Genomic DNA, 25,133 nt, shown 5'->3' on the forward strand with positions numbered 1-25,133 from the left:
CAGAGAAGGTTCATCTGTAGCCTCCTCCTCCCCGCCATCTTCCCCTGATGTGGGTCTTCCTGCAAAACAAAGCCAGGCCTTGACCTGTTCCTGACCTTGTTGCCGTTCAGGGATGGAGCCCCTTTTGGGCCGGGGCTTTCCGCAGGCTTCTGGTGAGCCACAGGCCGGGATGCGGGGGTATCTTTCGATGCCCGGCGTCTGTCAATCTTCCCAAATTGATTTTGTGATTGCCGGGAATGAGGTAGTCTCGGCGCATGGGGATGATCCGCTTGCTCTTGGCGATATGCGTTGTGGCTGGGCACTCGAGAGGCTTTTTCGGGGCGCCGCTCATGGGGGGGGGCACGGCCGTCCAAATCTTCTACGTAATCTCGGGCTTCTACATCACCCTGGTCTTAAACGAGAAATACCGCGAGCGGGTGCGGCTTTTCTATTCGAACCGCCTGCTCAGGCTGGTTCCGTCGTACATGATCGTCCTGCTTCTTGCCGTCATCGCGCTGGCAGTCTTCGGGCGCTCGACTCACGCGAGCGTTGATGAGTGGCGAGCCATGTTCGGACAAGCCGATCTATTCGCCACGCTCTATTACATCTGGGTGAATATCGGGATGCTTGGAAGCGACCAAGCCCTATTCACCTATCTCACTCCGGATGGCTCGCTCGGTTGGACGGCAGACTTCCGCCCCCACGCCCTGGCGAGCTACCGCTTCCTTCTCGTCCCGCAGTCGTGGTCTATCGGGGTTGAGCTGCTCTTCTACGCGGTGGCGCCGTTTGTCGTGACGCGCAGCCCGCGCCTCATCATCGGCTTGATGGTGGTGTCCTATGCCGCCAGATGGTCGGCCTACGCCAATGGGTTTGCGTTCGACCCATGGACCTACCGCTTCTTTCCCTTTGAACTCGGAACTTTTTTCGCCGGAGCGCTGGCGGCGAGGTTTCGCCAAGGCCTTGAGCGGAACGGCGGGTGGCTTCTGCTTGCGGTTTGGGTCGCCACCATCGGGACTTATGCGGCGACGGCCACGGTGACGATGGTCGGTCCCGTTATGGACATCGTCATACGAGAGACGGCCTTGACCTGGGGGATGGCTTTCTCCCTTCCCGCCATCTATGCCCTGAGTAAGTCGAATGGCGTTGACCGGTTTGCGGGTGCCTTGTCCTACCCCCTGTATATCTGCCATCACTTCGTGATTCTGGCCGTGGCTGCGACCAGTGGTGCCGATGGGCTGGGAGGCGTGAAAAGTATGACGGTTCTCGCTATCGCTCTGGCGGTTTCCGTGGTCCTCGCCGTATTCGTCGAAATCCCTGTGGATCGGTGGAGGCAAAATCGTGCGTTGGGCAATCCGGAGATGAAGGCCTAATCAAGGCAATCCGCATTTCTGACGCTCGCCAGGACAAGCGATCTCCATGCCTCCACTCCCAATGGCGTCCAGCCCCTTCAAAACGTCACAGACTTCGGCCGGTGTGGTGAAGTCGATACGGGGATGGCGGAACGGAACCCACTGGAAGCGCTGATAGAAGGTTCGGCCGGGATGGGGCGGCATTGAATAGTCGTAGGCCGCCTGAGGGCGCAGTGCTTCGTGGTCGCAGCGGACATAGTCCAGGTTACCGCGCTCGCTGCCATAGGCGGCAAGCTGCTGCCGCTTGCGGCCTTGTTCCTCCTGCGTCAGCGTGACGATGGTGCCGGATTCAGAATCGATGAAGCGCTGGCTGTTGATCCGGCTTCCGGCGAAGTTGTAGAGCGGTGCTTCGAACACCGACACCTGATGGCGAAAGCCTGCGGCCAGGAAGCTGGCGACGTCGTGGTCCTGATGTCCACCCTCATAGGCGGGAACCCACATCGATGCCGGCCGAAGGCGGAGCAGGGCGTCGGCCACGGCTTGTCGGGCGATGGCAAAATCATCCTTCAGCCTGCGGGTGGGAATGGGAAGAGGGCCAATGGCTTCGGCGCCGAGAAGCTTCGCCGCCGCATGGGCTTCGGCGGTCCTGGTGGCGACCCTGAGGGTCCGCCGCCCCCGCTGCCACGGCCAGAGCAGTTCGGCCGCCGGAATGCCGTCGGTCAGCCACAAAATGGCGATGCGCGTCCCGGTCTCGCGGGCCCGCCCGATCAAGGCCGAGAAGCCCACGACCTCGTCATCCGGATGGGGGGCGAGGACCAGGACGGACTCGGTCATGACCGGCAGGCGGCTTCCAGGGTCCGTCCCATGGCGACCGCTTGGGATTCCTGCACGGCGGCGCGCCAGACCGGCAGCAGATCCTCCGCCAGTACCTGCTCCCAACTGGGCAGGGCCTGGTCGGTACTGGCGGTGACCGCCATGCGCATGGCGGCAAGCCGGCTGGGGTCGCTGGCCAGGGTCTCGAGGATTTCGGCCCAGGCGGTGGCCGAGCTGTCACGCACCACCTCGCCGGTCCGGCCCGGCTGGACGAACTCGCCCATGCCGCCGGCGGCGGAAACCACCACCGGCAGACCCGAGGCCAGTCCTTCCAGGACGACGTTGCTGATTTCCTCGATCTCCGACGGCATGACCAGCAGGTCGGCACAGGCATAAACCCGCGACAGGTCCTCCTCGGCCAACTGCCCTGGGCAACTGACCCAAGCGCCGAGCCGTCCGACGATGGCAGCCCGCTCGCGCCCATCGCCGGCGCAAAGCAGGTGAAGGCCGACGCCCCGCCCGTTGACCCGGCGAACGGCCTCGACCAGGGGCGTGAGGTTCTTGCTGGGGTCCAGCCGGCCGACGAACAGGGCGACGGGCATGGTCTCGGGCACGCCGAAGCGGGCGGCAAGCCACGCACGGTCGCGTTTGCCCGGGTTGAAGACCTGACGGTTGAGGCCGCGCCGCAGCATCCGGACACGCTCCGGGGACAGGATCTTGGCAGCCCGCTGGGCTTCGTCAGTCTTGGAGACCAGGGCATAGGCGCAGCGGGACTGATGCGCGGCGAGGCGATCCAGTTTGGATTGCTTGAACCGATTGGGCAGGTCCAGGCGCTCGGTCAGCAGGCGGCCCAGCCATCCGGTGCCGCAAATCTTGCGGATGCTTTGCTCGGTGAACAGCCGGGTCAGCTCCGGCGTGGCCGTATGCACGGAATTGGTCATGGGCAAGCCGGTGCGCGCCGATATCCGCTCGGCGGTCCGGGAAAAGGCGAAGAAGGCGTCGGTGGTGTGTATGGCGTCAAAGCGCCCCTCGCTCAGGCGGCGAGCCAGCAGGGGGTGCCAGGGGGAAAGGTCGGTATGGTCAGGCAGTGGCCCGGTCAGCGCCTGCAGCCGCTTGGTGCTGAAGACGGGCGGCAGGGTGACGTAGCGAACGTTGGGTCCCAGATCGGTGGTTCGCTCCGCCTCGCCTGACAGGAAGACCGTGAGGTCCAGGCTGTCGGGAAGGCCGAGGGCGGCTTGGGCCAGGCGCTCCCAGCACTTGACGTGGCCGCCGGCGCCTTGGCGCTGCTCCAAGTCGACCAGGGCCGCCACGGACAGGGGGAGCGTGGGGGTCAATGCGGCCGCTCCGTCGCCAGAAGGCTCCTGATTCCCCGGCGTTCAATGAATAGCCAGACCAGCAGCCCCGGAGCACAGACCACGATTTCGCGGGTGCGCTTGGCCAGGGCCAGGGCCAGGGCCGATTCGGCCGGCAGTCCGAGGAGAAGGCCTACCGCCACGATTCCCCCTTCCTGGGCGCCGATGGCGCCGGGGATCAGGAAGGCGATGCTGCGGACCGCCCAGGCCAGGCTTTCCAGCGCCAGGGCCGTCTCCAGGGTGGCGGGAAGTCCCAGGGCCGCCAGGAGAATCCAGGACTCGGCCACATGGGCCAGCCAGCCGGCCAGCCGCCAGCCGAAACCGGCCAGCATCCGCGGTCGCTGTCCCAGGAGCAAAGCCACTTCACGGTCGAGATCGGCGGCGCCCCGGGCCAGGCGGGAGGCGGTCTCCTCGCCCATCAATCTCTTCACGACGCCTGACAGGCCGGTGAAGAACCCCTTGCGCTGCAACCCGGCCAGCAACCCGGCCAGCAGTATCAGGATCGCGGTTCCGGCCAGAACCTGCAGGCTGGCGGCGATGCCGGGGGCGCTCAGCAGCAGGGCGGCCACGCCCATCAGGGCGAATGCCGCCTGAGATGCCATGCCCAGCAGGAAATCCACAGCCACCTGCGCCCCGGCCGCCTCGGTCCTGACGCCGCCCGAGGTCATCAGGCGAGCCCGGGCCACGTCGCCACCGACCTGTCCCACCGGCAACAGGGTGTTGATGGACTCGCCGATCCAGCGCATGACCAGCATGGCCCCAAAGCCGGGCCGGTCCGCGGCTGGCACGACGGCGCGCCATCCTAGAGTGTGGGCGGCAATAGGCAAGGCACGGTAGGCGCAAATGGCTACGATGGCCGGGCCGAGGGAGGAGAAAGCGTCTCCAAGGCGACCTGCATCCTGAGCCAGCGTCAAGGTCACCAGGCCGCCTACCCCGAGGATGGCAGCAATGAAAAGCTGTGCGCGCATGGTGACAGGTGCTGACCCAAATCCAGTTTGGGCGGGCTGGTCGCCCGCCATAGGAGGTAAGATAGAGTATCGTTTGGTCCCTGAGAAGTGCGGCGCCGTATCTCGCCTTCATGCCTCCAATGCGTCAGCGGCGGAAAACAAACCGGCGCTGACGTTGACGCTTGCGGCAGGCGACGGACAGGCTAAGCCCCATCAGGCCAACGACAATCCAGGCAGGCATGTCGAGAATGGCGGCGGTCAGGGAACTGGTCGCCGATCGGCCGGCATCGGTGATGTCGGGGGCGTGACCGGCGAGCAGGGTAACCACGTCGGCGGTCACGATGCTGGCATATTCCGCCGGCCCCAAGGCCAGCACGGCGTCGGCCGACGCCATGATCACGGCGAGGCCGACCAGCAGCCACCCCATCACACGCCCGAAGAACATCTATGCCCCCGACGATTAACGCCCTTATCTCACGGATAAATACAGATTTGCGCCGAAGCTGTATGAAATTCAACCGTTTTTCGGTGACGAACAACGATTCTCTTGGGGGGTTGCACCCATCCCGGAGCTCGTGTATCTTCCCGCCCTTCCCCGAACCCGGCGAGCCGGGTTCGTGTGTTGCGGAGGGGTGGCCGAGTGGTTGAAGGCGCACGCCTGGAAAGTGTGTATACGGTGTTGAGCCGTATCGAGGGTTCGAATCCCTCTCCCTCCGCCAACTTCTCAAGACCCTGAAAAATCCAATCATTTCAGCGACTTAGAGAAGGTGCGCTTGGCGTTTCCACCAACGCTTTCCACCAACGTTTCGGGCCTCGAAAACGACAGATGACCCCCGCCAGTTTCCCGGCAGGAGCCACCTTGGTTGCTCACCAGTTGGCGACAACCCGACTGTCTTCGGCATAGCTGTTGCGCTTGCCGCCAACGAACAGGTTGGTGGGCTTCTGGGTGCCCTCGGCATGGCCGATGACCACAGCCTCGCCCGATCCATCACGGATGGCATCGAACAGCTTGTAAGCCTCGGTCGTGTCCATGGTCACCCGGTTTCCCTTGGTGTCGGTGAAGGAGACGGTGCCAAAGGCGGAACGGTGCAGGACGGTCTTGCCCGCGATTACGGTTTCAGAATTGCTCATCAGGTTCTTCCTCGAAGGTGTTGGGGACTTCCTCGGCACGGCGGGCAATGGCCCGAAGGACCACCACTTGACCGGGGAAGGGCATGGAGAAATCACGGCGAGGGGTCACGCCGGGGGGAAGCCGGAAGGACAGTAGCTCTCGGTTCAAGAGCATTCCTTCGGGCATGGGTACAACGATGCGAGACACCACAGGCCCCCACTCTGCCGGGGGTTCCCAGGTGCTACGCAGGACACGGGGATAGAGGTAGTCGGGGTTGCGGAGCCGCCAACAGGCAAGCTCTGCCTTGGTCATCCTCGAGAACTTGCCGATCCACCGGCACCACCTCCAGCGAGATCAGATAGGACCAGTACCCACGAACCTCGGACAGGATGCGCTGAATGGTCTTGGCCTTCTTCTGCTCCTGGGATGCAAGGCGATTGACCCACCGCTGAACGTCCTTGCCCTTCACGTCCGAGACATAGGGGAACTCCTCGGCAAAGCGCAGGACGGTGGCCCTCTTCATGTCCTTGGTCTTGGCCTCGTTGGTGAGGGTGGCGACCCATTCATCAAGATGGGTGTCCAGTTTCACCAGCCTGCCGGTGGCAACAGCCTCGAAGCGGTATGCCTCCTGCACCTCGGGGAGGTCCATCGCGCCCTCTTCGCGGTAGTCGGTGAACCCAGCCCGATCCAACGCCCGCTCCACCCGCTCCCGCCGTTCCTCGGCAATGGCCTCCAAGGTCATGTCCCGATACTCTTCGGGGGTGGTGAGAAGGGTCTTGCGCCAGAACTCGGCATCCTTCTCCAGGTGTTCCCGTCCGCCCTTCCTGGCCTCTTCGATCAAAGCCAGCCAAGAGGACTTGAGGGGGGCCGCTCTCCGTTCTGCCGTCTTCCGGTCTTCGGTCTGAAGGGTCTGGGTGAAGCGGGCATGACCACCCAGAGCCTCTCGCACATCGGCAGGGATGTCATGGAAGGCATACCAAACGCGGCGACGTCGTTCCAGATACACAGCCAGCCCCTTTCCACCAACGTTTCCCACCAACGAATACCGCTGTGAGTGGCTGATATCAAGGGTTATGCCGAGTTGATAGGTGGCGCTCGGAGCGTCCCTCTCCCTCCGCCATTCTGATCAAAAAGGCCACCCTCGGGTGGCCTTTGGCATTTGAACAGGTGCGGGAGGCGGGGCGGCTATAGCGCCCGGGCGAGCCAATCCTTCTCGGCCGTATCGAAGGCATCGTTGATGAAGGCGTCGACCCGGCGCATGTCCGGTTTGTGCTCCTTGGCGGGGATAAGGTAGTTCCAGTAGGCGGGGTCGCAGGGATATTCGGTGATCACCAATCCGATCCCGAGCCGCACGCATTCGATCTTGATCTCTTCAAGGACGTCCTGCAGCCCATTGGCCGAGCGGCTGTCCACCGGGTCGTCATAAAAGAACAAGAGACCGTAATGGGAGGCGCGAGTCTGTGCCAAGGCCTCATAGACGGCAGAAACATCGAACTGCTTTGCCGCGTGCTTGGCCTCGACGGTGACCAGCTCCAACTGGCTGTTGGGGGCATGCAGGAACTTGTGCACGCACAGCATGGCAAAATCGGGATTGCTCCATTTTCCGGGGAGCCTTCCCTTATGGGTCGGCTTGGTCTTCTGCATGGTGACGCCATGGCGGCCATAAACGTTCTGCCGGACCCAGTCTTCGATATTGTTCTCGATATGCCCGTATGTTTGCTTCTCGTCGGTAATTCCACCCGTCAGGGTCAATCCGCCGCCACGGCCGGGGCGGATGGCATAGATGCCGTCGGCGTTGATGTCGGCAATGACCTTGTTCACCGTGGTCTCGGACCAGTCCAGGGCCTGGGCGACCGTGGCGGGGCTGGGGGCGCGGCTGCGGTTCGGCCGAGCCAGATAGCGGATCAAAGAGGTCTTTTGCATCTGGGGTTCCATTGCAATTTCGGTAAAACGCAGGTTTAGACAAACACCTCAGGTGGCTTTGGATTGTAAATCTATCGCAAAAAGGGCGGATGCATTTCAGGTTTGACGTGTCGTCCGCGCCTTTTGCATGTCGTCCCCGATTGAGGGACAATGCCTCCCATGACTCAGGTCTTCACCATTCCGCCCGGCGCGGCCTTCGTCGACACCTTGGCCGCCCAGTTGCTGGCCGAGGCGGGGGGCGATCCGCTGGCCCTGGCCGATATGGAGATCCTGCTGCCGACGCGGCGGGCCTGCCGGGCCATGAGCGACGCCTTCCTGCGCCTGTCGGGGGGGCGGCCGTTGCTGTTGCCCCGGCTGCGGCCGTTGGGCGACATGGACGAGGAGGAACTGGAGCTGTCGGGGGCCGATCCGCTGGACCTGCCGCCGGCGGTCAGCCCCACCGAGCGGGTTCTGATCCTGGCCCGCCTCATCCTGACCGCCGCCCAGGCCCAGAAGGGGCATGTGCCCAGCCCGGACCAGGCGGTGCGGCTGGCCTCGGAACTGGCCAAGCTGCTGGACGCGGTGCAGGTGGAGCGCCTGGACTTCGCCGGGCTGGCCAAGCTGGTCCCCGAGGATTATGCCGACCACTGGCAATTGACCTTGAAATTCCTGACCATCCTGACCGAGGCCTGGCCGCGCATCCTGGCCGAGCGTGGCACGCTTGATCCCGAGGACCGCCTGAACCGGGTGATGGCGGCGCAGATCGAGGCGTGGCGGGTCCGGCCGCCCCGCCACAAGGTGATTGCCGCCGGGTCCACCGGCTCGCGCCCCGCCACCGCCGATCTGCTGGCGGCGGTGGCCGCGCTGCCCGCCGGGCGGGTGGTGCTGGCCGGGCTGGACCGCGCCATGGACGAGGCATCCTGGGCGGCGCTCGATCCCGCTCATCCGCAATACGGCCTGAAGGCCCTGCTGGCCCGGCTGGGGGTGGAGCGGCATGGGGTGCGGCCGCTGACGTCGGATGTGGATCTGCGCCAGGACCGGGTGCGCCTGCTGGCCGAGGCGCTGCGCCCCGCCGCCACCTGCGAGGCCTGGCGCGACCTGCCCGCCCTCGACGCCAGAGTGCTGGACGGTGTCTGGCGCCTGGAGGCGCCCACGCCCCGCGAGGAGGCGGGAGCCATCGCCCTGATGATGCGGCGCGAATTGGACCGCCCCGGCCACACCGCCGCCCTGGTGACCCCCGATCGCGGGTTGGCCCGGCGGGTGGCGGGCGAGCTGGAGCGCTGGGGTATCCGCATCGACGATTCCGCCGGACGGCCGCTGGGGCTGAACGAGCCGGGCGCCTTCCTGCGTCTGGCCGTCGAGATGGTGGCCGACGAGTTCTCGCCCCACGCGCTGCTGGCCTGTCTCAAGCATCCCCTGGCGGCGGGGGGCATGGAGACCGGCGCGTTCCGCGCCCTGGTCCGCCGGCTGGAGCGCCTTAACCTGCGCGGCCCGCGCCCGGCTCCCGGCGTGGCGGGCTTGCGTCAGGCGGTGAAGGACCGGCGCCTGTCCTCGTGGCTGGCCGATCTGGAGACCATGGCGGCGCCTCTGGCCGACCGGCTGAAGGCAGACGAGGGAAGTCTGGCCGACCTGCTGCGCGCCCATATGGAATTCGCCGAATGGCTGGCCGGCGATGACCTGTTGCCCGGCCCGGCCCGGCTGTGGCGGGGAGAGGCGGGCGAAGCCGCCGCCCGGTTCGCCGCCGATCTGGCCGCCGCAGCGCCCGCCCTGGGCGACCTGGCCGGGCACTGCTACCCCGCCTTATTCGACGAGCTGATGGGGGCCGTGGCGGTGCGCTCGGCCTGGGACCACCATCCCCGCCTGTTCATCTGGGGGCCGCTGGAGGCCCGCCTGCAGCACGCCGACCTGCTGATTTTGGGGGGACTCAACGAGGGCACCTGGCCCGCCCCGCCCGAAGCCGATCCCTGGATGAGCCGCCCCATGCAGGCCGCTTTCGGCCTGGCGCCGCCCGAGCGCCGCATCGGCCTGTCGGCCCACGACTTCGCCCAGGGCTTTGCCGCGCCCCGCGTGGTGCTGAGCCGCTCGTCCCGGGTGGACGGCACCCCCACCGTGCCGTCGCGTTGGCTGATGCGCCTCGATGCGGTGATGAAGGGAAGCGGTCTGGCCTTTGACCAGGATGCGGGACAGTGGCTGGACTGGCACGCCCTGCTGGATCGCCCGGAACGCTGGACGCGGCCCGAGATTCCGGCCCCCGCGCCGCCGGTTTCCGCCCGGCCCCGGCGCCTGTCGGTGACCGAGATCGAGACCTGGATGCGCGACCCCTATGCCATCTACGCCAAGCATGTGCTGCGGCTGCGGGCGCTGGACCCCATCGACGCCGATCCGGGGGCGGCCGAGTACGGCAGCATGGTGCACGAGGCGCTGGAACTGTTCCTCGAGGCCTGGCCGCGCGATCTTCCCGGCGATCCCCAGGGGGAATTGCTGCGCATCGGGCGCGAGGTGTTCGAGGCCAAGGTCACCTCGCCCGCCCTGTGGGCCTTCTGGTGGCCGCGCTTCGACTCCGTGGCGCGCTGGGTGGCGGCCAAGGAGGTGGCGCGGCGTCCCGGCGTGGCCCGAGTCCATGCCGAGGCGGGGGGCGCCCTGGAGATCGAGGCGCCGGCCGGTCCCTTCACCCTGACCGCCAAGGCCGATCGCCTGGATGAGATGAAGGACGGCACTCTGGCGCTGATCGACTACAAGACCGGCACGCCGCCCCGGGCCCGGGAGGTGGCGGCCGGCTTCGCGCCGCAATTGCCGCTGGAGGCGGTGATCGCCCGTCATGGCGGCTTTGGCGGCGTCAGGGCGGCCGAGGTGTCGGAATTGCTGTACTGGCAGCTCAAGGGCGGCGCCCAGGGCGGCGAGGAACGCGCGGCTGGCGGTGATGCCGCCACCCTGGCCGCCGAGGCGCTGGAAGGCCTGCATGCCCTGGTCGCGGTGTTCGACGATCCGGCGACGCCCTATGCGGCGCGGCCCCATCCCGAGCATGCGCCGAAATATTCCGATTACCTGCATCTGGCCCGGGTGCGGGAATGGGCCAGCGGCGGCGACGGCGAGGAATAGCCGGTCTGCCACCCCCTTTCGAAGAGGGGGCATTGAGACTATCTTCAAGAACAAGCGAGGCGGCAAAGCCGTCCGAACCAGAAAAAACGGTACAGGAAGGCCACCCAAGCGCCGTCCAAGAGCGCCCCTGGCCGAAAACGCCATTGGGAGGAACCAGGGATGAAAATCAGCCGCCGTCAGGCGCTCGCGGGGCTCGCGGGTGCGCCTGCCCTTCTTTCGTTCGGCCGCACTGGGTTTGCCCAGCCGGCCGCCACCACGCTCAAGATCTCGCATCAGTTCCCCGGAGGCACCATCGAACAGGGCGACTTCCGCGACCGCCTGTGCCGCCTCTTCGCCCGCGAGGTGGAAAAGCGCACCAATGGGGCGCTGAAATTCGAGATCTACGCCAATTCCTCGCTGATGAAGACCAACGCCCAGTTCTCAGCCATGCGCAAGGGCGCGCTGGACATGTCGCTGTATCCCCTGCCCTATGCCGGCGGCGAGTTGCATGCCTGCAATCTGGGCCTGATGCCCTGCCTGGTCACCAGCTACGAGCAGGGTGCCCGCTGGAAGGGCGCTCCCATCGGCAAGGCGCTGTCCAAGATCCTTGAAGACAAGGGCATCAAGTTCATCGCCTGGGTCTGGCAGGCGGGGGGCATCGCCTCGCGCCGGAATCCGGTCCTGGGACCCGCCGACGTCAAGGGCCTGACCATCCGGGGCGGGTCGCGGGAAACGGACATGATGTTCGCCGCCGCCGGGGCCAGGGTCTCCACCATGCCCTCCAACGAGATCTATATCGGCATGCAGACCAGCGCGCTGGATGCCGCCGTCACCTCGTCCACCAGCCTGATCTCGTTCCGGCTGGAGGAATTGGCCAAATCGCTGACGGCGGCGCGCAAGGGCTCGTTCTGGTTCATGCTGGAGCCGCTGCTGATGTCCAAGGCGGTGTTCGATTCCCTGCCCGCCGCCCAGCAGCAGGTGCTGCTGGAGGTGGGGGCCGAGATGGAAGCCTGGGGCACCGCCGAGGCCCACAGGGACGACGACCAGGTGGCCGCCGTCTATGGCGCCAAGGGCTGCCAGGTGACGGATTTCTCCGCAGATCATCTGGCCCAGTGGCGCAAGATCGCCGAGGAAAGCGCCTGGGCGGACTATGCCGCCAAATCGGCCGAGGCGGCCGAACTGCTCAAGCTGGCCCGGGATGTAAGCTGAGATGTCGGGCGGGGCTCAGCACGACGCCATCCTCGCCACTGACACCCTGCCCGCCGTGACGGTTCGAAACCCGGTCATCGCCGTGTTCGAAGCCGTCATGGAGGGCGCCTTCAAGCTCTCGGCGCTGGCCCTGCTGGCCGCCGCCGGGGTGCTGACCTTCGGGGTGGTCATGGGGCATCTCACCGGGCGCGGCCTGCTGTGGCAGGACGAGGTCACCGTCTTCCTGATCTCGGGGGCCGTCTTCCTGTCGGCGGCCAGCGTCCAGGCGCGGCGCGGCCATGTGGCCATCGACTTTCTCGACCACGCCTTTCCCTACGCCAAGGACCTGCGCCACGCGGTGGTGGAGGCGGGGATTCTGGCCTTCTGTCTGATCTTTGCCTGGAAGTCGGGAATGCTGCTGGCCGAGGCGGTGCACGAGGGCCAGACGTCGCAATCGGCCTGGGGGCCGCCCCTGTGGATTCCCTATTCGGTGCTGACCCTGGGCATGGCGTTGCTGGCGCTGCAGGTGATGCTGCAGGTGGGGCGGCGATCGCTCTGGCTGCTGGCCGTGGTGGTGGCGGGCGTGGCCGCCTTCCTGCTGGCCACGCCGCCGGTCAAGCCGCTGGTGTCCGGCCTGCCCCACTGGCTGACCGGCATCGCCTATGCCACCGTCACCCTGCTGGTGATGTTCTCGGGCATGCCCATCGCCTTCGCCCTTGGTGTGGTGGCGCTGATCTTCATGCTGCTGTTCATGCCGGCGGCGTCGGTGGACACCATCGCCCAGAACTTCTACGAGGAACTGGCCAACGTCATCATCCTGGCCATTCCGCTGTTCATCCTGAAGGGCGCCACCATCGGCCGGTCCAATGCGGGCAAGGATCTTTATTCCGCCCTGCATGCCTGGCTGCACCGCATTCCCGGCGGGCTGGGGGTGGCCAATACCATCGCCTGCGGGTTGTTCGCCGCCATGGCCGGCTCGTCGCCCGCCACCTGCTCGGCCATCGGCTCGGCGGGAATCCCCGAGATGCGGGCCAGGGGCTATTCGCCGGGCTTCGCCGCCGGCATCATCGCCGCCGGCGGCACGCTGGGCATCCTGCTGCCGCCCTCGGTGACCATGCTGCTCTATGCCGTGGCCGCCGAGGTGTCGCTGGGGCGGCTGTTCCTGGCCGGGATCGGCCCCGGCCTGCTGTTGATCACCCTGTTCGCCGGCTATTCCGTCCTGCGCTATCGCCACGAATACCGGCGGGCGGAGCGGGCGGCGGCCAGTCACGGCACCCATTCCGCCTTGCTGGCCGACGAGCATTACACCACGAGACAGAAGATCCGCATGGTGGTCTGGGTGGCGCCCTTCGTCACCATCCTGGCTGGCGTGATGGTGGTGCTGTATGCCGGCTGGGCCACGCCTTCGGAGACCGCGGGCGTGGGCGCCGTGCTGGCTCTGCTGGTCATCGGCCTGATGTACGGCATCTGGCGGCCCCGGCTGCTGATGCCCATCCTGACTGGCACCTTGCGCGAGTCCACCATGCTGCTGATGATCATCGGCATGTCGCTGCTCTACGCCTATGTGATGAGCCATCTCCGCATCTCGCAGGCGGCGGCGGACTGGATCATTGGCCTGGCGCTGTCCAAATGGTTCCTGCTGGCGGCCATCCTGCTGTTTACCGTGGTGCTGGGATTCTTTTTGCCGCCGGTGTCCATCATCCTGATGACCGCGCCCATCATCCTGCCGCCGCTGAAAGCCGCCGGCTTCGATCTCATCTGGTTCGGGGTGGTGATGACCGTGGTGATGGAGATGGGGCTGATTCACCCGCCGGTGGGGCTGAACATCTTCGTCATCAAGAACATCGCCCCCGACATTCCGCTGCGGGACATCATCTGGGGGACGCTGCCCTTCGTGCTGATCATGATGGTGGCGGTGGTGGCGTGCTGCCTGATTCCGGGCATCGCCACCTGGCTGCCGGGAGCGGTGATGGGGTGAGGGCGCCGCGGTGATCGGTTCCGATCACCGCGGCGCGGCCCTACGCCACGCTCATGGCGTAGATGGTCATGGCGGCGTAGATGACGATGGCGGCGATCATGGCCCCGATGCTGAGCCGCGTGTTCCAGACCTTGGCCACGTCCTTCTTGCCGGCCGATTGCAGGGTCTGGATGAAGATGATGTTGAAGATCATCGAGACCACGAAGGCATAGGCCACCAGGAAATAGTAATCGGCGCTCATGGTGTAGCCGACCTTGGGAAACGAGTTCTTCTGCGACATGTGATAGACCAGCACACCGATCAGGCCGGAGATGGTGGCGTTGATGCGCGGGGCGAACTGGTCCAGCGGCACCCACAAGATGATGAGGATGATGCCCAGGATGATGAGCAGCGGCAGGAAGAAGGTGAAGAGGTAAGGCTTCAGGATTCTCTTGATGCCGATCTCCAGGTTGACGGTGGAGAAGTAGATCGGGCTCTTGTAGCCGGTCCCCATGCGGTAATCGGGATCGCCGAAGGTGGAATCATAGCGGTACAGGTCCGAAAAGACGCTGCGCCCGGTATAGGTCCATTCCTGCGGCTTGATGTCCTTGACCGGCACCGTCTCCATGTGGCGGGTGTCGGGCACCAACATGATGTGGGTGGAGTTCTTGTTGGTGTGGGCGACCTCCAGCGGCAGGGTCTGGGAATCGAACGGGAAGTTCGACAGGTCGTAGGGCGCGGTCAGGGTCAGGCGCTTGCGGTAGGCGCGGTACTTGGTGCCGTGGGACAGGTCTTCCTTGAAGATGGCCGACTGTTCCTTGACCGCGTTGATGGCGGTGATCTTCTCGATGTCCTTGACGTCGAGACGGCCGCCGGCCCACTTGAACCACATGAAGAGGTCCACGTCCCACTGCATGTCCTTGATGCTGACATCGTTGATGCGGATCACGTCGATGCCGACCGAGATCACGTCGACGATGTGGTAGGGGGTGCCGTCCACCAGGGTCACCTGGCCCTTGCCGATGCGCTCGCCCATCTCCTTCAGCACGTATTCCTCGTGCGGGATCAGGAGCTGGACCGGGGCGGTCTTGAAGCGGCCGTCCTTCATCACCGAGACATAGACGTCGCGGTACGAGGCCTGGACGATGGCGCCCTGGTCCGGCCGCGGCGGCGCGGTCTCGCCCTTGGCCTGCAGGTACTTGCCCACGTATTCGGCGGTCATGTCCCGGCCGTTCTTGAAGAACAGGTTGCCGGTCACGCCTTCGACGAAGCCGTGCCATTCGATGCCGGCCACGTAGTCGCGGACCGAGGCGCGGGTCGCCCCGCCCTTGGCCCCGTCGCCCTCGGCCGCCAGAATGGCCTTGCTGATCAATTCCAGAGAATCGAAGGACATGGCTGCGGCCACCGTGGGACGGCCGCCAAAGCGCTTGCCGTAGGCATTGGCGAAGGTCGAGGCCTTCTGGTTGGCGATTTCCCACAGGAAGGCCGAGGCGAGGTAGACGTTGGCCGTGTACTTCTCGTCAATCTCGGTGAGGAATTTCGGGTTCGACCAGGTGTTGGGCGCCATGACCGGAGCCTTGATCCCGGCCTCGCGCAGCTGGGGCAGGAAGGACAGGCCGGACTCGGAATGGGTCAGGGTGGCGACGATGCCGAAGGACTGGTTCTCGGCGGCATCGGCGAGATTGGTGGCGGCCCAATCCTTGGCGACGGGGCCCACGGCCACGGGCAGGGTCTTTTGCACCTTGAGGCCCAGGCGCTGGGCTTTGGCGAGGAAGGCGTCGCGCAGGGCGGTGCCGAAGGGGTCGGTGTTGTGGACCACCAGGATATTGTCCTTCTTCAGGACCTCCTTGATGTAGACCGCCAGGAACTCGCCCTGGACGGTGTCCGGCAGGTTCAGGGTGAACATCCACTTGTTGCCGGCAAAGGCCGCCGGGCTGCTGACATTGGGGGACAGGAAGGGGATCTTGGCATCGGCGAAGATCTTGCCGGTGGCCAGGGCCACGCCGGGATAGTAATGCCCGACCACGGCGATCAGGCCTTCGTCCTTCACCATCTCGGCGGCGGCGGCCTGCGCCTTTTCCGGATCGTCGAAATCGTCGCGCACCACCAGTTCCAGGCGGTTGCCGTTGGCTTCGGCGCTCTTGTTGAACTGGTCGACGAACAGTTCGGCAGCATTCTTGAGGGGAATGCCCTTTTCCGTCGCCGGCCCGGTCAAGGGAACCAGCACGCCGATCTTGTAGGTCTTCGCATCGGCCGCATGGGGCAGCAGGGCGAAGACAAGGGCGAAGAGAAGGCTCGAGATAAAACGCATTCTGTAGATCTCCCTGGCCTTACGCGGCTTTGGTCTTCAAGGCCGAGCCGACCAGATCCTCGCCGAAAATATCGGGAGCCTTTCCGGTGGCGGTGAACATATAGACCCCGGCCAGGAAGATGATCCCCAGGACCGAGGACACCAGCATGACGAGGCCGAGATAGACGGCGCCGATGCCGACCAGGATTCCCAGATAGGCCTGGGCCGCATCCTGGGCGAGATAGACCAGGCCACCGACCAGGGCTCCGGGGATCAGGATGGCCAGCAGGGTCAGCAGGCCGAGCATGGACTGCCCGCCCAGCACGTCGCCCCAGTGAGTCTTGATCAGATGGGTGGAGCGCCGCACGGCGTCGATGGGGCCAACGCCCTCGACCACCAGGACGGGAAGGGCGAAATAACTGGCGGCCAGCCACAATCCGTAAAGACCGGCGGTCAGCAGCTTGACCACGAAGGCGACGATGGCCCCGAACTCCTTGCGGGCCAGCCGGGTCAGCGTCTCGCCGATGATCCGCAGGATCAGGCCGATGGTCCCGGCGATCAGCGCCCACAAAAAGATGGGCAGGGCGCGGCGGCCGGCGGCGGCCAGCCCTTCGCCGATCGTGGTGCTGCCGGTCTCGAAATAGCGGATCGAGCAGAAGATCAGGGCGGCATTGAAGAACAGCATGGCGAAATAGCAGGCGATATAGCCACCGAAGGCCGTCACGAGGACGAGAATGTCGGTGGTGTTCTCATCCGCATTGCCGGCGCTGAACACCGCCAGAAGCGGCAGGGTCAGGGCGATGATGCCCAGCATGGCCGCCGCCGAGCAGATGGGCAGGATCATCAGCTTCGGCTGGGCGCGCAGAACGCCCAGACTGGCCTTGGCGATATGCCACCCACGGAAAAAACTGTTCATGCCTCGTCCCCCCCCAAAAAAAATCGCGATGTCTCCACCGGCCCCCCGGCGCGAGGATGCGTTATTCGGCCGCCGGCTGGTGCTGGGCGTGCGCCGGGGCATGGCCGTGACCATGGCCATGGCTGCCGTGCGGCGACGTTTCCATCAGCTTGTTCAGGTAGCCCAGCATCACCGCCGACACGATGAACAGGGTGTGGATGATGCACTGCCACATGACGACGGTTTCCTGCATGTGGTGTTCGGCGTTGACGAAGGTCTTCAGCAGGTGGATCGAGGAGATGCCGATCAGCGCCATGGCCAGTTTGGTCTTCATGGTGTTGGCATTCACGTGGCTCAGCCATTCAGGGCAGTCCGGGTGCCCCTCCACGCGCAAGCGCGAGACGAAGGTCTCGTAGCCGCCGATGATCACCATGATCAGCAGGTTCGAGATCATCACCACGTCGATCAGACCCAGGACCAGCAGCACGGCGGCGCTTTCGTCCATGGCGGGATGGTGGAAGATCTCGGCGATTTCCAGGAAGAACCGGTAGACGTAATAGGTCTGGGCGACGATCAACCCCATGTAGAGGGGGGCCTGAAGCCAGCGGCTCAGGAAGACCAGGCGGGCGATGCCGCGCGTGAACGAATCCTGGCCGGCATGGCCGTACATCTGGTGGCTCATCGTAACTCCTGTCTTTCCGCGCCATCCGGGCTAACCGGATGGCCATTCCCGCCAATTCGGACGAAGAGTACCGCTATCAAAGGGGATCGGAAAGTACGAATGACCGAGGGCTATGTCATTGGGGAGAGGACGCAGGTCGCCTGATTACAGGTATATTACATGCTTTATTTTTCGACGCCGGGATGCAGGGCCAGGGACTGGCCCGCCGTCTGGCCGGCCTGGAAGGCCGAGGCTTCGACTTTCTTGCCCGATGCCCGGCCTCGGCGAAGATTGAGGTTCAGCTTTTCATATTCGGCGTCGACGACGGCGTGACGGACCACCACCAGGTCCCGGCCGGAGCTTCGCCGGTTGGCCTCGTCCCGCTCGTCCTTCATGGCGATCAGCTTCTCGGCGATGGACACGGCCATGCCGAACTGGAACGAGCTTTTTTCATCCCGGCGATGATGAATGAAGCGCTGGCTGCGGACATAGTGGTCCCAGCCGCCCCGCATGGCGGCCATGACCACGTCGTAGACGTAATGGGCCATCTCGATGCCGGGGCGCAGCCCGAAGAAGACATAGCGGATGCCGGCCTCGTCCTTTTCCAGCCAGACCTTGCAGTCGCAATAGGCGGCGATGGCGGGAACGCAGGCGGAGATGGGCTGGCGCTGCTTGCGCCTGGTGTCGATGACCGCCCTCTCGCACTGCTCCTCGCGGATGTCCAGATCGCTGACCGACAGGTCATGCTGGTCGAGAAGCTCGGCGACCTTGGCGGCGGCCGCCAGGGCTTCCTCCTCGGTGCAGCCGTTGGCGGTGGTCTTGGCCCGCAGGGCCTGCAGCCGCGCCTTCAGCTTGTCCAGGTCGGTGGCCACGGGGGGCTCAGCCCGCCGCCAGACGTGCCAGAGCCACCGCTCCCTCGCGGGACCGCGCGCCGCAGACGAACCGGGCGGGATGGCAGAAGGTGGCGTCGGCGATGCCGGTCAGGGCGGCGAAGGCCTCGTCGCGCAGGCCGCCCCAGCTCTCGGGCAGGGGGTGGCGCTGGGCGAAGGACCCGCGTTCCGGCGGCACGGCGCTGCAGGTCCAGGCCGCTCCCGCCGGGCGCACCACGTAAAGGGCCCGGTCCAGTCCCAGGTCATGGATGGCGTCCTCCCACGGGACCCTGGTGTCGAGGACGATGATCCTGGCATCGCCAGCGCCGGCGGCGGCCTGGGCCACGGTGGTTTCCGCCTGAACCGAGGCCGAAGCCCGGGCACAGGCCCGCTCCAGCACCAGGGCGGCAATGTCGGCGGCCTGCAGGAAGGCGGCGTTCTCGTCGCGCCCATCCTCGACGAAGGTGGCGTTGAAGGCCTCGATGACGGTGGAGAAGTGACCGGGCGTGGGCGTCATGGCGCCGTTGTCCATCAGGTCCACGTCGCGGACCAGACCGGTATCCACCTTGGCGACCACCCGGGCGACGGCGTCCGCCGCCAGCCCCGGCAGCAGCGTGCCGATCGCGGCCGCTCCGAAGTCCCGCCAGACCAAGCCCGCCGAGCTGTAGGGCTCGCCATTGGGGCGCAACGGTTTGTCGCGCATGTGATGGTCATAGCGACGGGTGCCGGGATCGTAGAGTCCGCCCACGTCGAACACCACCGCCGCCGCGTCCCAGTCCTGCTGATCGCGCGACCGGGCCAGTTCGATCCGGCCACCGCAGGAGGCGCGCAGAATGGCGAAGGCAAAGACGTCGTCGGCGTGAAACGTGCCGTTATGGGTGGCGACCTTCAGCATTGCGGGCTCTCGGTTGATGGTTCGGGGCGGAAAACGAAAAAGGCGGCTGATGCCGCCCCCTGACCCACGGAAATGAAATGGTGCCCCAGGCCGGACTCGAACCAGCACGCCGTTGCCGGCAACAGATTTTGAGTCTGCCGCGTCTACCATTCCGCCACTGGGGCACCGCAAGAATGGTGGCGGGATCATAGCGAGTGCGGAGGGGCGGTCAACGGATTTCCGTTGGCCGCCCCTCTGGCTGTTCCTACACGCTGAAATATTTGGCCTGGGGATGCACGGTGACGATGGCCGAGGTGGATTGCTCGGGCTCGAGCTGGAATTCCTCGGACAGCGTCACGCCGATGCGCTCGGCGCCCAGCAGGGACAGCAACTGGGTCTGGTCCTCGATGCGCGGGCAGGCGGGATAGCCGAACGAGAAGCGCGAGCCGCGATAGTTCTGCTTCAGCAGCCTGTCCATGTCGGCGGCGTCCTCGGCGGCGAAGCCCAGTTCCGAGCGGATGCGCTTGTGGACGTATTCGGCCATGGCCTCGGCCATCTCCACCGACAGGCCGTGCAGGTAGAGGTAATCCTGGTACTTGTCGGCCTTGAACCAGTCCTGGGCCACCTCGGTGGCGCGCTTGCCCATGGTCACCACCTGCAGGCCGATGACATCCCTGACCGGGTCGGATACGGGCCGGAAGAAGTCGGCGATGCACAGACCGCCGTCCTTGGCCTGACGCGGGAAGGGGAAACGGGCCACCTCCGTGGTGCCGTCCTCGGCGAACAGCACCACGGAATCATTGTCGCTGGCCGCCTTCCAGTAGCCGTAGACCGCCTGGGGCCGCAGGATTTCCTCCTTGGCGCAGCGCTTGAGCATGTCCATGGCGACGGGACGGATCTCCTTATGCGCCCAGGCCTTGAACTCCTCGATGCTCTTGCCCTGCTTCCGATAGCCCCAGTGGAACTGGTAGAGCATGGTCTCGTTGAGGAAGGGGATCAGGTTCTGCAGCGGCGCCGACTCGATCACCCGGGCGCCCCAGAACGGCGGCACGGGGGCGGGAACATCCTTGTGCAGCTCGGCGCGGCGCAGGTTGATCTCGTCCCAATCCACCGGACGGGTGGCGGGCTGGGCCGCCTCGCCCAGGGTACGGGACGGCGAACCGGGGCGGTGTGGGCTGGCCGCCTTGGCCGCCACATGGGCGTCGAAAGAGCCATCGGCCACCTTGGCCATCAGGTCCAGGCCGTCGAAGGCGTCGCGGGCATAGGCCACCCGGCCCGAGCCATAGGCCTTGGAGCAATCCTCCTCCACGTATTTGCGGGTCAGCGCCGCACCGCCCAGCAGGACGGGCACGTCCAGGCCGGCATTGGTCATCTCCTCCAGGTTCTCGCGCATGATCACCGTGGACTTGACCAGCAGGCCGGACATGCCGACGGCGTCGGCCTTGTGTTCCTTGGCCGCCTTGATGATCTCGGCCACCGGCTGCTTGATGCCGATATTGATCACCTTGTAGCCGTTGTTGGTCAGGATGATGTCCACCAGGTTCTTGCCGATGTCGTGGACGTCGCCCTTCACCGTGGCCAGCACCATGGTGGCTTTCTGCTGCCCGTCGGCCTTTTCCATGTGGGGTTCGAGGAAGGCCACCGAGGCCTTCATGGTCTCGGCCGATTGCAGCACGAAGGGCAGCTGCATCTTGCCCGAGCCGAACAGCTCGCCCACCACCTTCATGCCGTCGAGCAGCAGGGTGTTGATGATGTCCAGCGGCTTCCAGCCCTCTTCCATCACCTGGGCGAGGTCGTCCTCCAGCCCGGTGCGGTCGCCGTCGATGATGCGCTGCTTCAGGCGGTCCTCGGCCTTGGCCGGGCGCTCCTTCTTGATCTCGGCGGCCTTGCGGTCGCCGAACAGGGCGATGTAGCGCGACAGCGCCTGCGGGTCGCGGTCATAGATCAGGTCCTCGGCGGCCTTGACCTCTTCCTCGGGCAGGGTGTGCAGCGGCACGATCTTGGAGACGTGGACGATGGCGCCCGTCATGCCGCGCTTGATGGCGTGGTCGATGAACACCGAGTTCAGCACCTGGCGCGCCGCCGGCTTCAGGCCGAACGAGACGTTGGACAGGCCCAGCACGATGCCGCATTCGGGCATCTCGCGGGTGATCATCTCGATGGCGTCCAGGGTCTCTACCGCCAGCTTGCGGTCGTCCTCGTTGCCGGTGCAGATGGTGAAGGTCAGGGGATCGAACAGCAGGTCACTGGCGGGCAGGCCGTGCTTGGTCACCGCGAAGTCGTACAGGCGCTTGGCGATGCGCAGCTTGGCGGCCGCGTCCTTGGCCATGCCGTCTTCATCGATGGTCAGTGCCACCACGGCGGCGCCGAACTTGCGGGCCAGGACCAGCCGGTCGGCGGCGTCCTTCTCGCCATTCTCGAAATTGATGGAGTTGAGGATGGCCTTGCCGCCATAGAGCTTGAGACCGGCTTCCAGCACCGGCAACTCGGTGGAATCGATCACCAGCGGCGTGGTGACGGCACCGCGCAGACGGCTCACCACCTCGGTCATGTCGGCGACCTCGTTGCGGCCGACGAAGGCGGTGCAGACGTCCAGAGTATGGCTGCCTTCCTTGACCTGCTCGCGGGCGATGGCGGTGATGCCGTCCCAGTCCTCGGCGTCCTGCAGGTCACGGAACTTCTTCGAGCCGTTGGCGTTGCAGCGCTCGCCGATGGACAGGAAGGCGTTCTCCTGGCGCAGCGGCACCTGGGTGTAGAGCGAGGCCACCGAGGGCACCCAGTGGACGGAGCGCTTCACCGGATTGGGGCGGTACCCGTTGCCGATGCGCTTCAGCATCTCGTTGGTGGCGCTGATATGCGGCGGGGTGGTGCCGCAGCAGCCGCCCAGCAGATTGGCACCGGCGGACACGAAGCGCTCGTGCCACACCGCCAGTTCGGCGGGCAGCAGGGGATAGCGGGTCTGGCCGTCCACCAGTTCCGGCAGTCCGGCATTGGGCTGGATCGAGACGAAGCCGGTCCAGTTGTCGATCAGCCACTTGAAGTGCTCGCCCATCTCCTGCGGCCCGGCGGCGCAGTTGAGGCCCATCAGCGGCACGCCGAGGCTTTGCACCACCGTGGCGGCGGCGGCGATGTCGGCGCCCACCAGCAGGGTGCCGGTGGTTTCCACCGTCACCTGGACGAAGACGGGAACGTCGGTGCCGGCCGCGGCATTGGCGATCTTGCAGCCGTTGACGGCGGCCTTGATCTGCAGCGGGTCCTGGCAGGTCTCCACCAGGAAGGCGGAAACACCGCCGGCGATCTGGCCCGCCGCCTGGATGACATAGGCTGCCTCCAGCTCGTCATAGCCGATATGGCCCAGGCTGGGCAGCTTGGTGCCCGGCCCGATGGCGCCGAGGACGAAGCGGGTGCGGCCGTCGCCCTTGAACTGTTCGGCGGCTTCCCAGGCCAGCTCGATGGCCGCCTGGTTCAGTTCGTGGGCGCGCTCGGCGATGCCGAATTCGGCCAGGGTGATGGGCGAGGCGCCGAAGGTGTCGGCCTCCACCATGTCGGCGCCCGCCTCGAAGTACCGGGCGTGGATGCCCCGGATCACGTCGGGCCGCGACTTGACCAGGATCTCGGTGCAGTTCTCCAGCCCTTGGAAATCCTTCTCCACGGACAGGTTCATGGCCTGCACCAGGGCGCCGGTGCCGCCGTCGCACAGCAGGACATGTCGGGAGAGATGGTCGAGAATATTGGTCATCGGTCGTTCCTTTGATGCCGTCATGCCCAGACTTGATCCGGGCATCCATGGATCGCCGGGTCAAGCCCGGCGATGACGAGAAAAACTAGCCGGCCGCCTTCGGCCGCACGCCCAGGATGTGGCTGATGGCATAGGCCAGGTCGGCGCGGTTCAGGGTGTAGAAGTGGAACTGCTCCACCCCTTCGGCGGCCAGGATGCGGCACTGCTCGGCGGCCATGGTGGCGGCCACCAGTCGCCGGGTCTCCGGGTCGTCGTCCAGGCCCTCGAACAGGTCGGCCATCCAGCCGGGAATGCTGGCGCCGCAGGCCGCCGAGAACTTCTGCACCTGGGCGAAATTGGTCACCGGCAGGATGCCGGGCAGGATCGGCACGGTGATGCCCGCCTGGGCGGCGCGCTCGCGGAAGGCCAGGAACACCGCCGGGTCGAAGAAGTACTGACTGATGGCCCGATTGGCGCCGGCGTCGATCTTGCGCTTCAGATTGTCGAGATCGAACTCGGCCGAAGGGGCATCGGGATGCTTCTCCGGGTAGGCGGCTACGGAAATTTCGAAGTCGGCGATGCGCTTCAGGCCCGTGACCAGATCGGCGGCATAGGCATAGCCCTGGGGATGGGCAACGTAGGGCTGGCCATCGGGCATGTCGCCGCGCAGGGCGACGATGTGGCGGATGCCCTCGTCCCAGTAGCGCCGGGCGATGTCGTCCACCTCGCCCTTGGCGTGGCCGACGCAGGTCAGGTGGGCGGCGGGCTTGAGCGCCGTCTCGCGGGCGATGCGCACCACGGTCTCGTGGGTGCGTTCCCGCGTGGTGCCGCCGGCGCCATAGGTCACCGAGACGAATTGCGGCGCCAGGGGAGCCAGCCGCTGGATGCACTCCCACAGCGAAACCTGCATCTTTTCGGTCTTGGGAGGGAAGAACTCGAAGGAGACGCTGACCGGCTTGCGGCAGGCGGTGGCGATGGGCAATTCGGGGCGGGGGAGACTCAACGCGTCGCTCCTGTGGACTTGGAATCCGGAAAGGGTTTTTGGGCGGTCCAGACCACCACGGTCAAGGGTTCGCCGGGAAGGCGGGTGACAGGGCCGGGCTCCAGCCCGGCGGCGCGCAGCCAGCCTTCCACCTCGGCATCCTCGAACCCCAGGCGGCGGTGGGCGTGCTGGTCGCGCAAGCTCTCCTCGCCATGGGGGGCGAAGTCGACGACGGCCAGCCGGCCGCCGGGCTCCAGCACGCGGGCGGCCTCGGCCACCAGGGCGGCGGGGTCGGTGGCGTAGTGTAGCACCTGATGAATGGTCACCGCGTCGGCGGTGGCGGCGGGCAGGGGCATCTGGGCGATGTCGCCCTGGCGCACCATGCAGTTGCTGAGGGAAAGGCGTTCGAGATTGGTGCGGGCGACGGAGAGCATCTCACGCGACAGGTCGATGCCGATGGCGCGTTCCACATGGGGGCCCAGCACCTCCAGCACCCGGCCGGTGCCGGTACCCATGTCCACCAGATCATGAATGCGGCGCCCGGCGAACACGGCCAGCAGGGCCTTTTCCACCTCGGCCCCGTCCACCTGCAGCGAGCGGATCTCATTCCAGCGCGACGCGTTGTCGCGGAAATAGGCCTGGGCCTTGTCGGCGCGTCCGGCGCGGATGGACGCCAGCCGCTGGCCATCCAGGGTCAGGGTTTGATCGTCGCCGGGCAGCAGGTCCAGCAGGCGGCGGGCCACGGCGCCGCCCCGGCCCTTGGCGGCCAGGCGATAGAACACCCAGGCCCCCTCGGGAAAGCGGTCGAGCAATCCGGCCTCGCACATCAGCTTCAGATGGCGCGAGACGCGCGGCTGGCTCTGGCCCAGGATTTGAGTGATCTCGGTGACGGTCAGCTCGCCCTGGGCGAGCAGGTGCAGCAGCCGAAGCCTGGTCGGCTCGGCGGCGGCCCGCAATCCCGTCAGCAAGGTTTCCATTCCAGGGGGCTCCCGTTCACACTCGAAAAACATATAAACATATCTTTATGCGGATATGAAGCATTGATTGCTTGCCAGGCGAATCTCGGGTCTTTGCCCTATGGTGCGGATTTGCCACATGATTCGCCGTGTGGAGGCTGGATTTTCCTTTCCCCTCTAGCCATTAGATCGGGACTGTGATACCTCGGAAT

20 protein-coding genes and 2 tRNA genes are annotated in these 25,133 nt (G+C 65.8%); 5 read left to right on the forward strand and 17 right to left on the reverse strand.

All coding sequences use genetic code 11. The features are described 5' to 3' along the window. Nucleotides 1–260: 260 nt before the first annotated feature. Nucleotides 261–1,349: an acyltransferase family protein gene (locus AMB_RS02135; protein WP_148207258.1), complete on the forward strand. Its 1,089-nt coding sequence runs from the start codon at nucleotides 261–263 to the stop codon at nucleotides 1,347–1,349. On the opposite strand, the gene AMB_RS02140 is transcribed toward AMB_RS02135, so the two are convergent. From AMB_RS02140 to AMB_RS02155, 4 genes are all read right to left on the reverse strand, one after another. Continuing rightward, nucleotides 1,350–2,162 (reverse strand): PIG-L family deacetylase, encoded by an 813-nt coding sequence (locus AMB_RS02140; protein WP_011382859.1) that lies wholly within the window; start codon nucleotides 2,160–2,162, stop codon nucleotides 1,350–1,352. Further along, nucleotides 2,159–3,475 carry a glycosyltransferase gene (locus AMB_RS02145; RefSeq protein WP_050750604.1) on the reverse strand — a complete coding sequence of 439 codons (1,317 nt, stop codon included), beginning with the start codon at nucleotides 3,473–3,475 and terminating at the stop codon, nucleotides 2,159–2,161. Before AMB_RS02145 ends, AMB_RS02140 begins: the two co-directional genes overlap by 4 nt. Further along, nucleotides 3,472–4,512, reverse strand: coding sequence for a lysylphosphatidylglycerol synthase domain-containing protein (locus AMB_RS02150; protein ID WP_083763411.1), 1,041 nt, complete (start codon nucleotides 4,510–4,512; stop codon nucleotides 3,472–3,474). Before AMB_RS02150 ends, AMB_RS02145 begins: the two co-directional genes overlap by 4 nt. A 73-nt stretch (nucleotides 4,513–4,585) precedes the next feature. Then, nucleotides 4,586–4,885, reverse strand: a complete 300-nt coding sequence (locus AMB_RS02155) for a hypothetical protein (RefSeq protein ID WP_011382861.1) — start codon at nucleotides 4,883–4,885, stop codon at nucleotides 4,586–4,588. 181 nt (nucleotides 4,886–5,066) lie between these two features. On the opposite strand from AMB_RS02155, the gene AMB_RS02160 reads away from it, so the two are divergent. Next, a tRNA-Ser gene (locus AMB_RS02160) sits at nucleotides 5,067–5,159 on the forward strand. Nucleotides 5,160–5,307: 148 nt separating this feature from the next. Here the strand turns inward: AMB_RS02160 and AMB_RS02165 are convergent. From AMB_RS02165 to AMB_RS02175, 4 genes are all read right to left on the reverse strand, one after another. Further along, nucleotides 5,308–5,571 carry a hypothetical protein gene (locus tag AMB_RS02165; protein ID WP_011382862.1) on the reverse strand — a complete coding sequence of 88 codons (264 nt, stop codon included), beginning with the start codon at nucleotides 5,569–5,571 and terminating at the stop codon, nucleotides 5,308–5,310. Then, a complete protein-coding gene (locus AMB_RS25510) occupies nucleotides 5,558–5,719 on the reverse strand; it encodes a hypothetical protein (protein WP_158303915.1) in 162 nt (53 codons plus the stop codon). Before AMB_RS25510 ends, AMB_RS02165 begins: the two co-directional genes overlap by 14 nt. Before the next feature lie 73 nt (nucleotides 5,720–5,792). Continuing rightward, complete coding sequence (locus AMB_RS02170; protein WP_043743207.1) at nucleotides 5,793–6,500, reverse strand: site-specific integrase; 708 nt, start codon at nucleotides 6,498–6,500, stop codon at nucleotides 5,793–5,795. A gap of 236 nt (nucleotides 6,501–6,736) precedes the next feature. Next, nucleotides 6,737–7,474, reverse strand: a complete 738-nt coding sequence (locus AMB_RS02175; RefSeq protein WP_011382864.1) for a hypothetical protein — start codon at nucleotides 7,472–7,474, stop codon at nucleotides 6,737–6,739. Between the two features lie 159 nt (nucleotides 7,475–7,633). Between AMB_RS02175 and addB the strand changes: the two genes are divergently transcribed. From addB to AMB_RS02190, 3 genes are all read left to right on the forward strand, one after another. Beyond that, on the forward strand, nucleotides 7,634–10,552 hold the full coding sequence (gene addB, locus AMB_RS02180) for a double-strand break repair protein AddB (RefSeq protein WP_148207259.1): 2,919 nt from the start codon (nucleotides 7,634–7,636) through the stop codon (nucleotides 10,550–10,552). Between the two features lie 159 nt (nucleotides 10,553–10,711). Then, on the forward strand, nucleotides 10,712–11,740 hold the full coding sequence (gene dctP / locus AMB_RS02185) for a TRAP transporter substrate-binding protein DctP (RefSeq protein WP_011382866.1): 1,029 nt from the start codon (nucleotides 10,712–10,714) through the stop codon (nucleotides 11,738–11,740). Between the two features lies 1 nt (nucleotide 11,741). Then, nucleotides 11,742–13,697, forward strand: a complete 1,956-nt coding sequence (locus tag AMB_RS02190) for a TRAP transporter large permease subunit (protein ID WP_011382867.1) — start codon at nucleotides 11,742–11,744, stop codon at nucleotides 13,695–13,697. A 40-nt stretch (nucleotides 13,698–13,737) separates the two neighbouring features. On the opposite strand, the gene AMB_RS02195 is transcribed toward AMB_RS02190, so the two are convergent. From AMB_RS02195 to AMB_RS02235, 9 genes are all read right to left on the reverse strand, one after another. Beyond that, nucleotides 13,738–15,987, reverse strand: a complete 2,250-nt coding sequence (locus tag AMB_RS02195; RefSeq protein WP_011382868.1) for an ABC transporter substrate-binding protein — start codon at nucleotides 15,985–15,987, stop codon at nucleotides 13,738–13,740. 19 nt (nucleotides 15,988–16,006) lie between these two features. Continuing rightward, nucleotides 16,007–16,882, reverse strand: coding sequence for a DUF6159 family protein (locus tag AMB_RS02200; protein ID WP_043743210.1), 876 nt, complete (start codon nucleotides 16,880–16,882; stop codon nucleotides 16,007–16,009). A gap of 61 nt (nucleotides 16,883–16,943) precedes the next feature. Then, the gene (locus AMB_RS02205) at nucleotides 16,944–17,543 is read right to left on the reverse strand and encodes a TIGR00645 family protein (RefSeq protein WP_011382870.1); all 600 of its coding nucleotides are present in this window, start codon (nucleotides 17,541–17,543) and stop codon (nucleotides 16,944–16,946) included. Nucleotides 17,544–17,707: 164 nt separating this feature from the next. Next, nucleotides 17,708–18,394: a DUF7168 domain-containing protein gene (locus AMB_RS02210; protein ID WP_011382871.1), complete on the reverse strand. Its 687-nt coding sequence runs from the start codon at nucleotides 18,392–18,394 to the stop codon at nucleotides 17,708–17,710. A 7-nt stretch (nucleotides 18,395–18,401) separates the two neighbouring features. Continuing rightward, entirely contained in the window at nucleotides 18,402–19,286 is an 885-nt protein-coding gene (locus AMB_RS02215) for an MYG1 family protein (protein ID WP_011382872.1), read from the reverse strand. A gap of 78 nt (nucleotides 19,287–19,364) precedes the next feature. Next, nucleotides 19,365–19,450 (reverse strand) — tRNA-Leu (locus tag AMB_RS02220). Nucleotides 19,451–19,530: 80 nt separating this feature from the next. Then, on the reverse strand, nucleotides 19,531–23,004 hold the full coding sequence (metH, locus tag AMB_RS02225) for a methionine synthase (RefSeq protein ID WP_043743213.1): 3,474 nt from the start codon (nucleotides 23,002–23,004) through the stop codon (nucleotides 19,531–19,533). Nucleotides 23,005–23,089: 85 nt separating this feature from the next. Further along, the gene (gene metF / locus AMB_RS02230) at nucleotides 23,090–23,986 is read right to left on the reverse strand and encodes a methylenetetrahydrofolate reductase (protein WP_043743215.1); all 897 of its coding nucleotides are present in this window, start codon (nucleotides 23,984–23,986) and stop codon (nucleotides 23,090–23,092) included. Beyond that, nucleotides 23,983–24,942 carry an ArsR/SmtB family transcription factor gene (locus tag AMB_RS02235; RefSeq protein WP_043743218.1) on the reverse strand — a complete coding sequence of 320 codons (960 nt, stop codon included), beginning with the start codon at nucleotides 24,940–24,942 and terminating at the stop codon, nucleotides 23,983–23,985. The genes metF and AMB_RS02235 overlap by 4 nt, the downstream gene beginning before the upstream one ends. Nucleotides 24,943–25,133 lie beyond the last annotated feature (191 nt).

It is taken from the genome of Paramagnetospirillum magneticum AMB-1, from assembly GCF_000009985.1.
GTDB lineage: Bacteria > Pseudomonadota > Alphaproteobacteria > Rhodospirillales > Magnetospirillaceae > Phaeospirillum > Phaeospirillum magneticum.

Bases quoted from the DNA above. Each gene is read 5' to 3' on its own strand.
- dctP (WP_011382866.1), top strand. From the start codon at position 10,712: ATGAAAATCAGCCGCCGTCAGGCGCTCGCGGGGCTCGCGGGTGCGCCT.
- AMB_RS02205 (WP_011382870.1), bottom strand. From the start codon at position 17,543: ATGAGCCACCAGATGTACGGCCATGCCGGCCAGGATTCGTTCACGCGC.
- AMB_RS02200 (WP_043743210.1), bottom strand. From the start codon at position 16,882: ATGAACAGTTTTTTCCGTGGGTGGCATATCGCCAAGGCCAGTCTGGGC.
- AMB_RS02195 (WP_011382868.1), bottom strand. From the start codon at position 15,987: ATGCGTTTTATCTCGAGCCTTCTCTTCGCCCTTGTCTTCGCCCTGCTG.
- AMB_RS02215 (WP_011382872.1), bottom strand. From the start codon at position 19,286: ATGCTGAAGGTCGCCACCCATAACGGCACGTTTCACGCCGACGACGTC.
- AMB_RS02165 (WP_011382862.1), bottom strand. From the start codon at position 5,571: ATGAGCAATTCTGAAACCGTAATCGCGGGCAAGACCGTCCTGCACCGT.
- AMB_RS02190 (WP_011382867.1), top strand. From the start codon at position 11,742: ATGTCGGGCGGGGCTCAGCACGACGCCATCCTCGCCACTGACACCCTG.
- addB (WP_148207259.1), top strand. From the start codon at position 7,634: ATGACTCAGGTCTTCACCATTCCGCCCGGCGCGGCCTTCGTCGACACC.
- AMB_RS02135 (WP_148207258.1), top strand. From the start codon at position 261: ATGATCCGCTTGCTCTTGGCGATATGCGTTGTGGCTGGGCACTCGAGA.
- AMB_RS02235 (WP_043743218.1), bottom strand. From the start codon at position 24,942: ATGGAAACCTTGCTGACGGGATTGCGGGCCGCCGCCGAGCCGACCAGG.
- AMB_RS02175 (WP_011382864.1), bottom strand. From the start codon at position 7,474: ATGCAAAAGACCTCTTTGATCCGCTATCTGGCTCGGCCGAACCGCAGC.
- AMB_RS02150 (WP_083763411.1), bottom strand. From the start codon at position 4,512: ATGGCGGGCGACCAGCCCGCCCAAACTGGATTTGGGTCAGCACCTGTC.
- AMB_RS02140 (WP_011382859.1), bottom strand. From the start codon at position 2,162: ATGACCGAGTCCGTCCTGGTCCTCGCCCCCCATCCGGATGACGAGGTC.
- metH (WP_043743213.1), bottom strand. From the start codon at position 23,004: ATGACCAATATTCTCGACCATCTCTCCCGACATGTCCTGCTGTGCGAC.
- AMB_RS02155 (WP_011382861.1), bottom strand. From the start codon at position 4,885: ATGTTCTTCGGGCGTGTGATGGGGTGGCTGCTGGTCGGCCTCGCCGTG.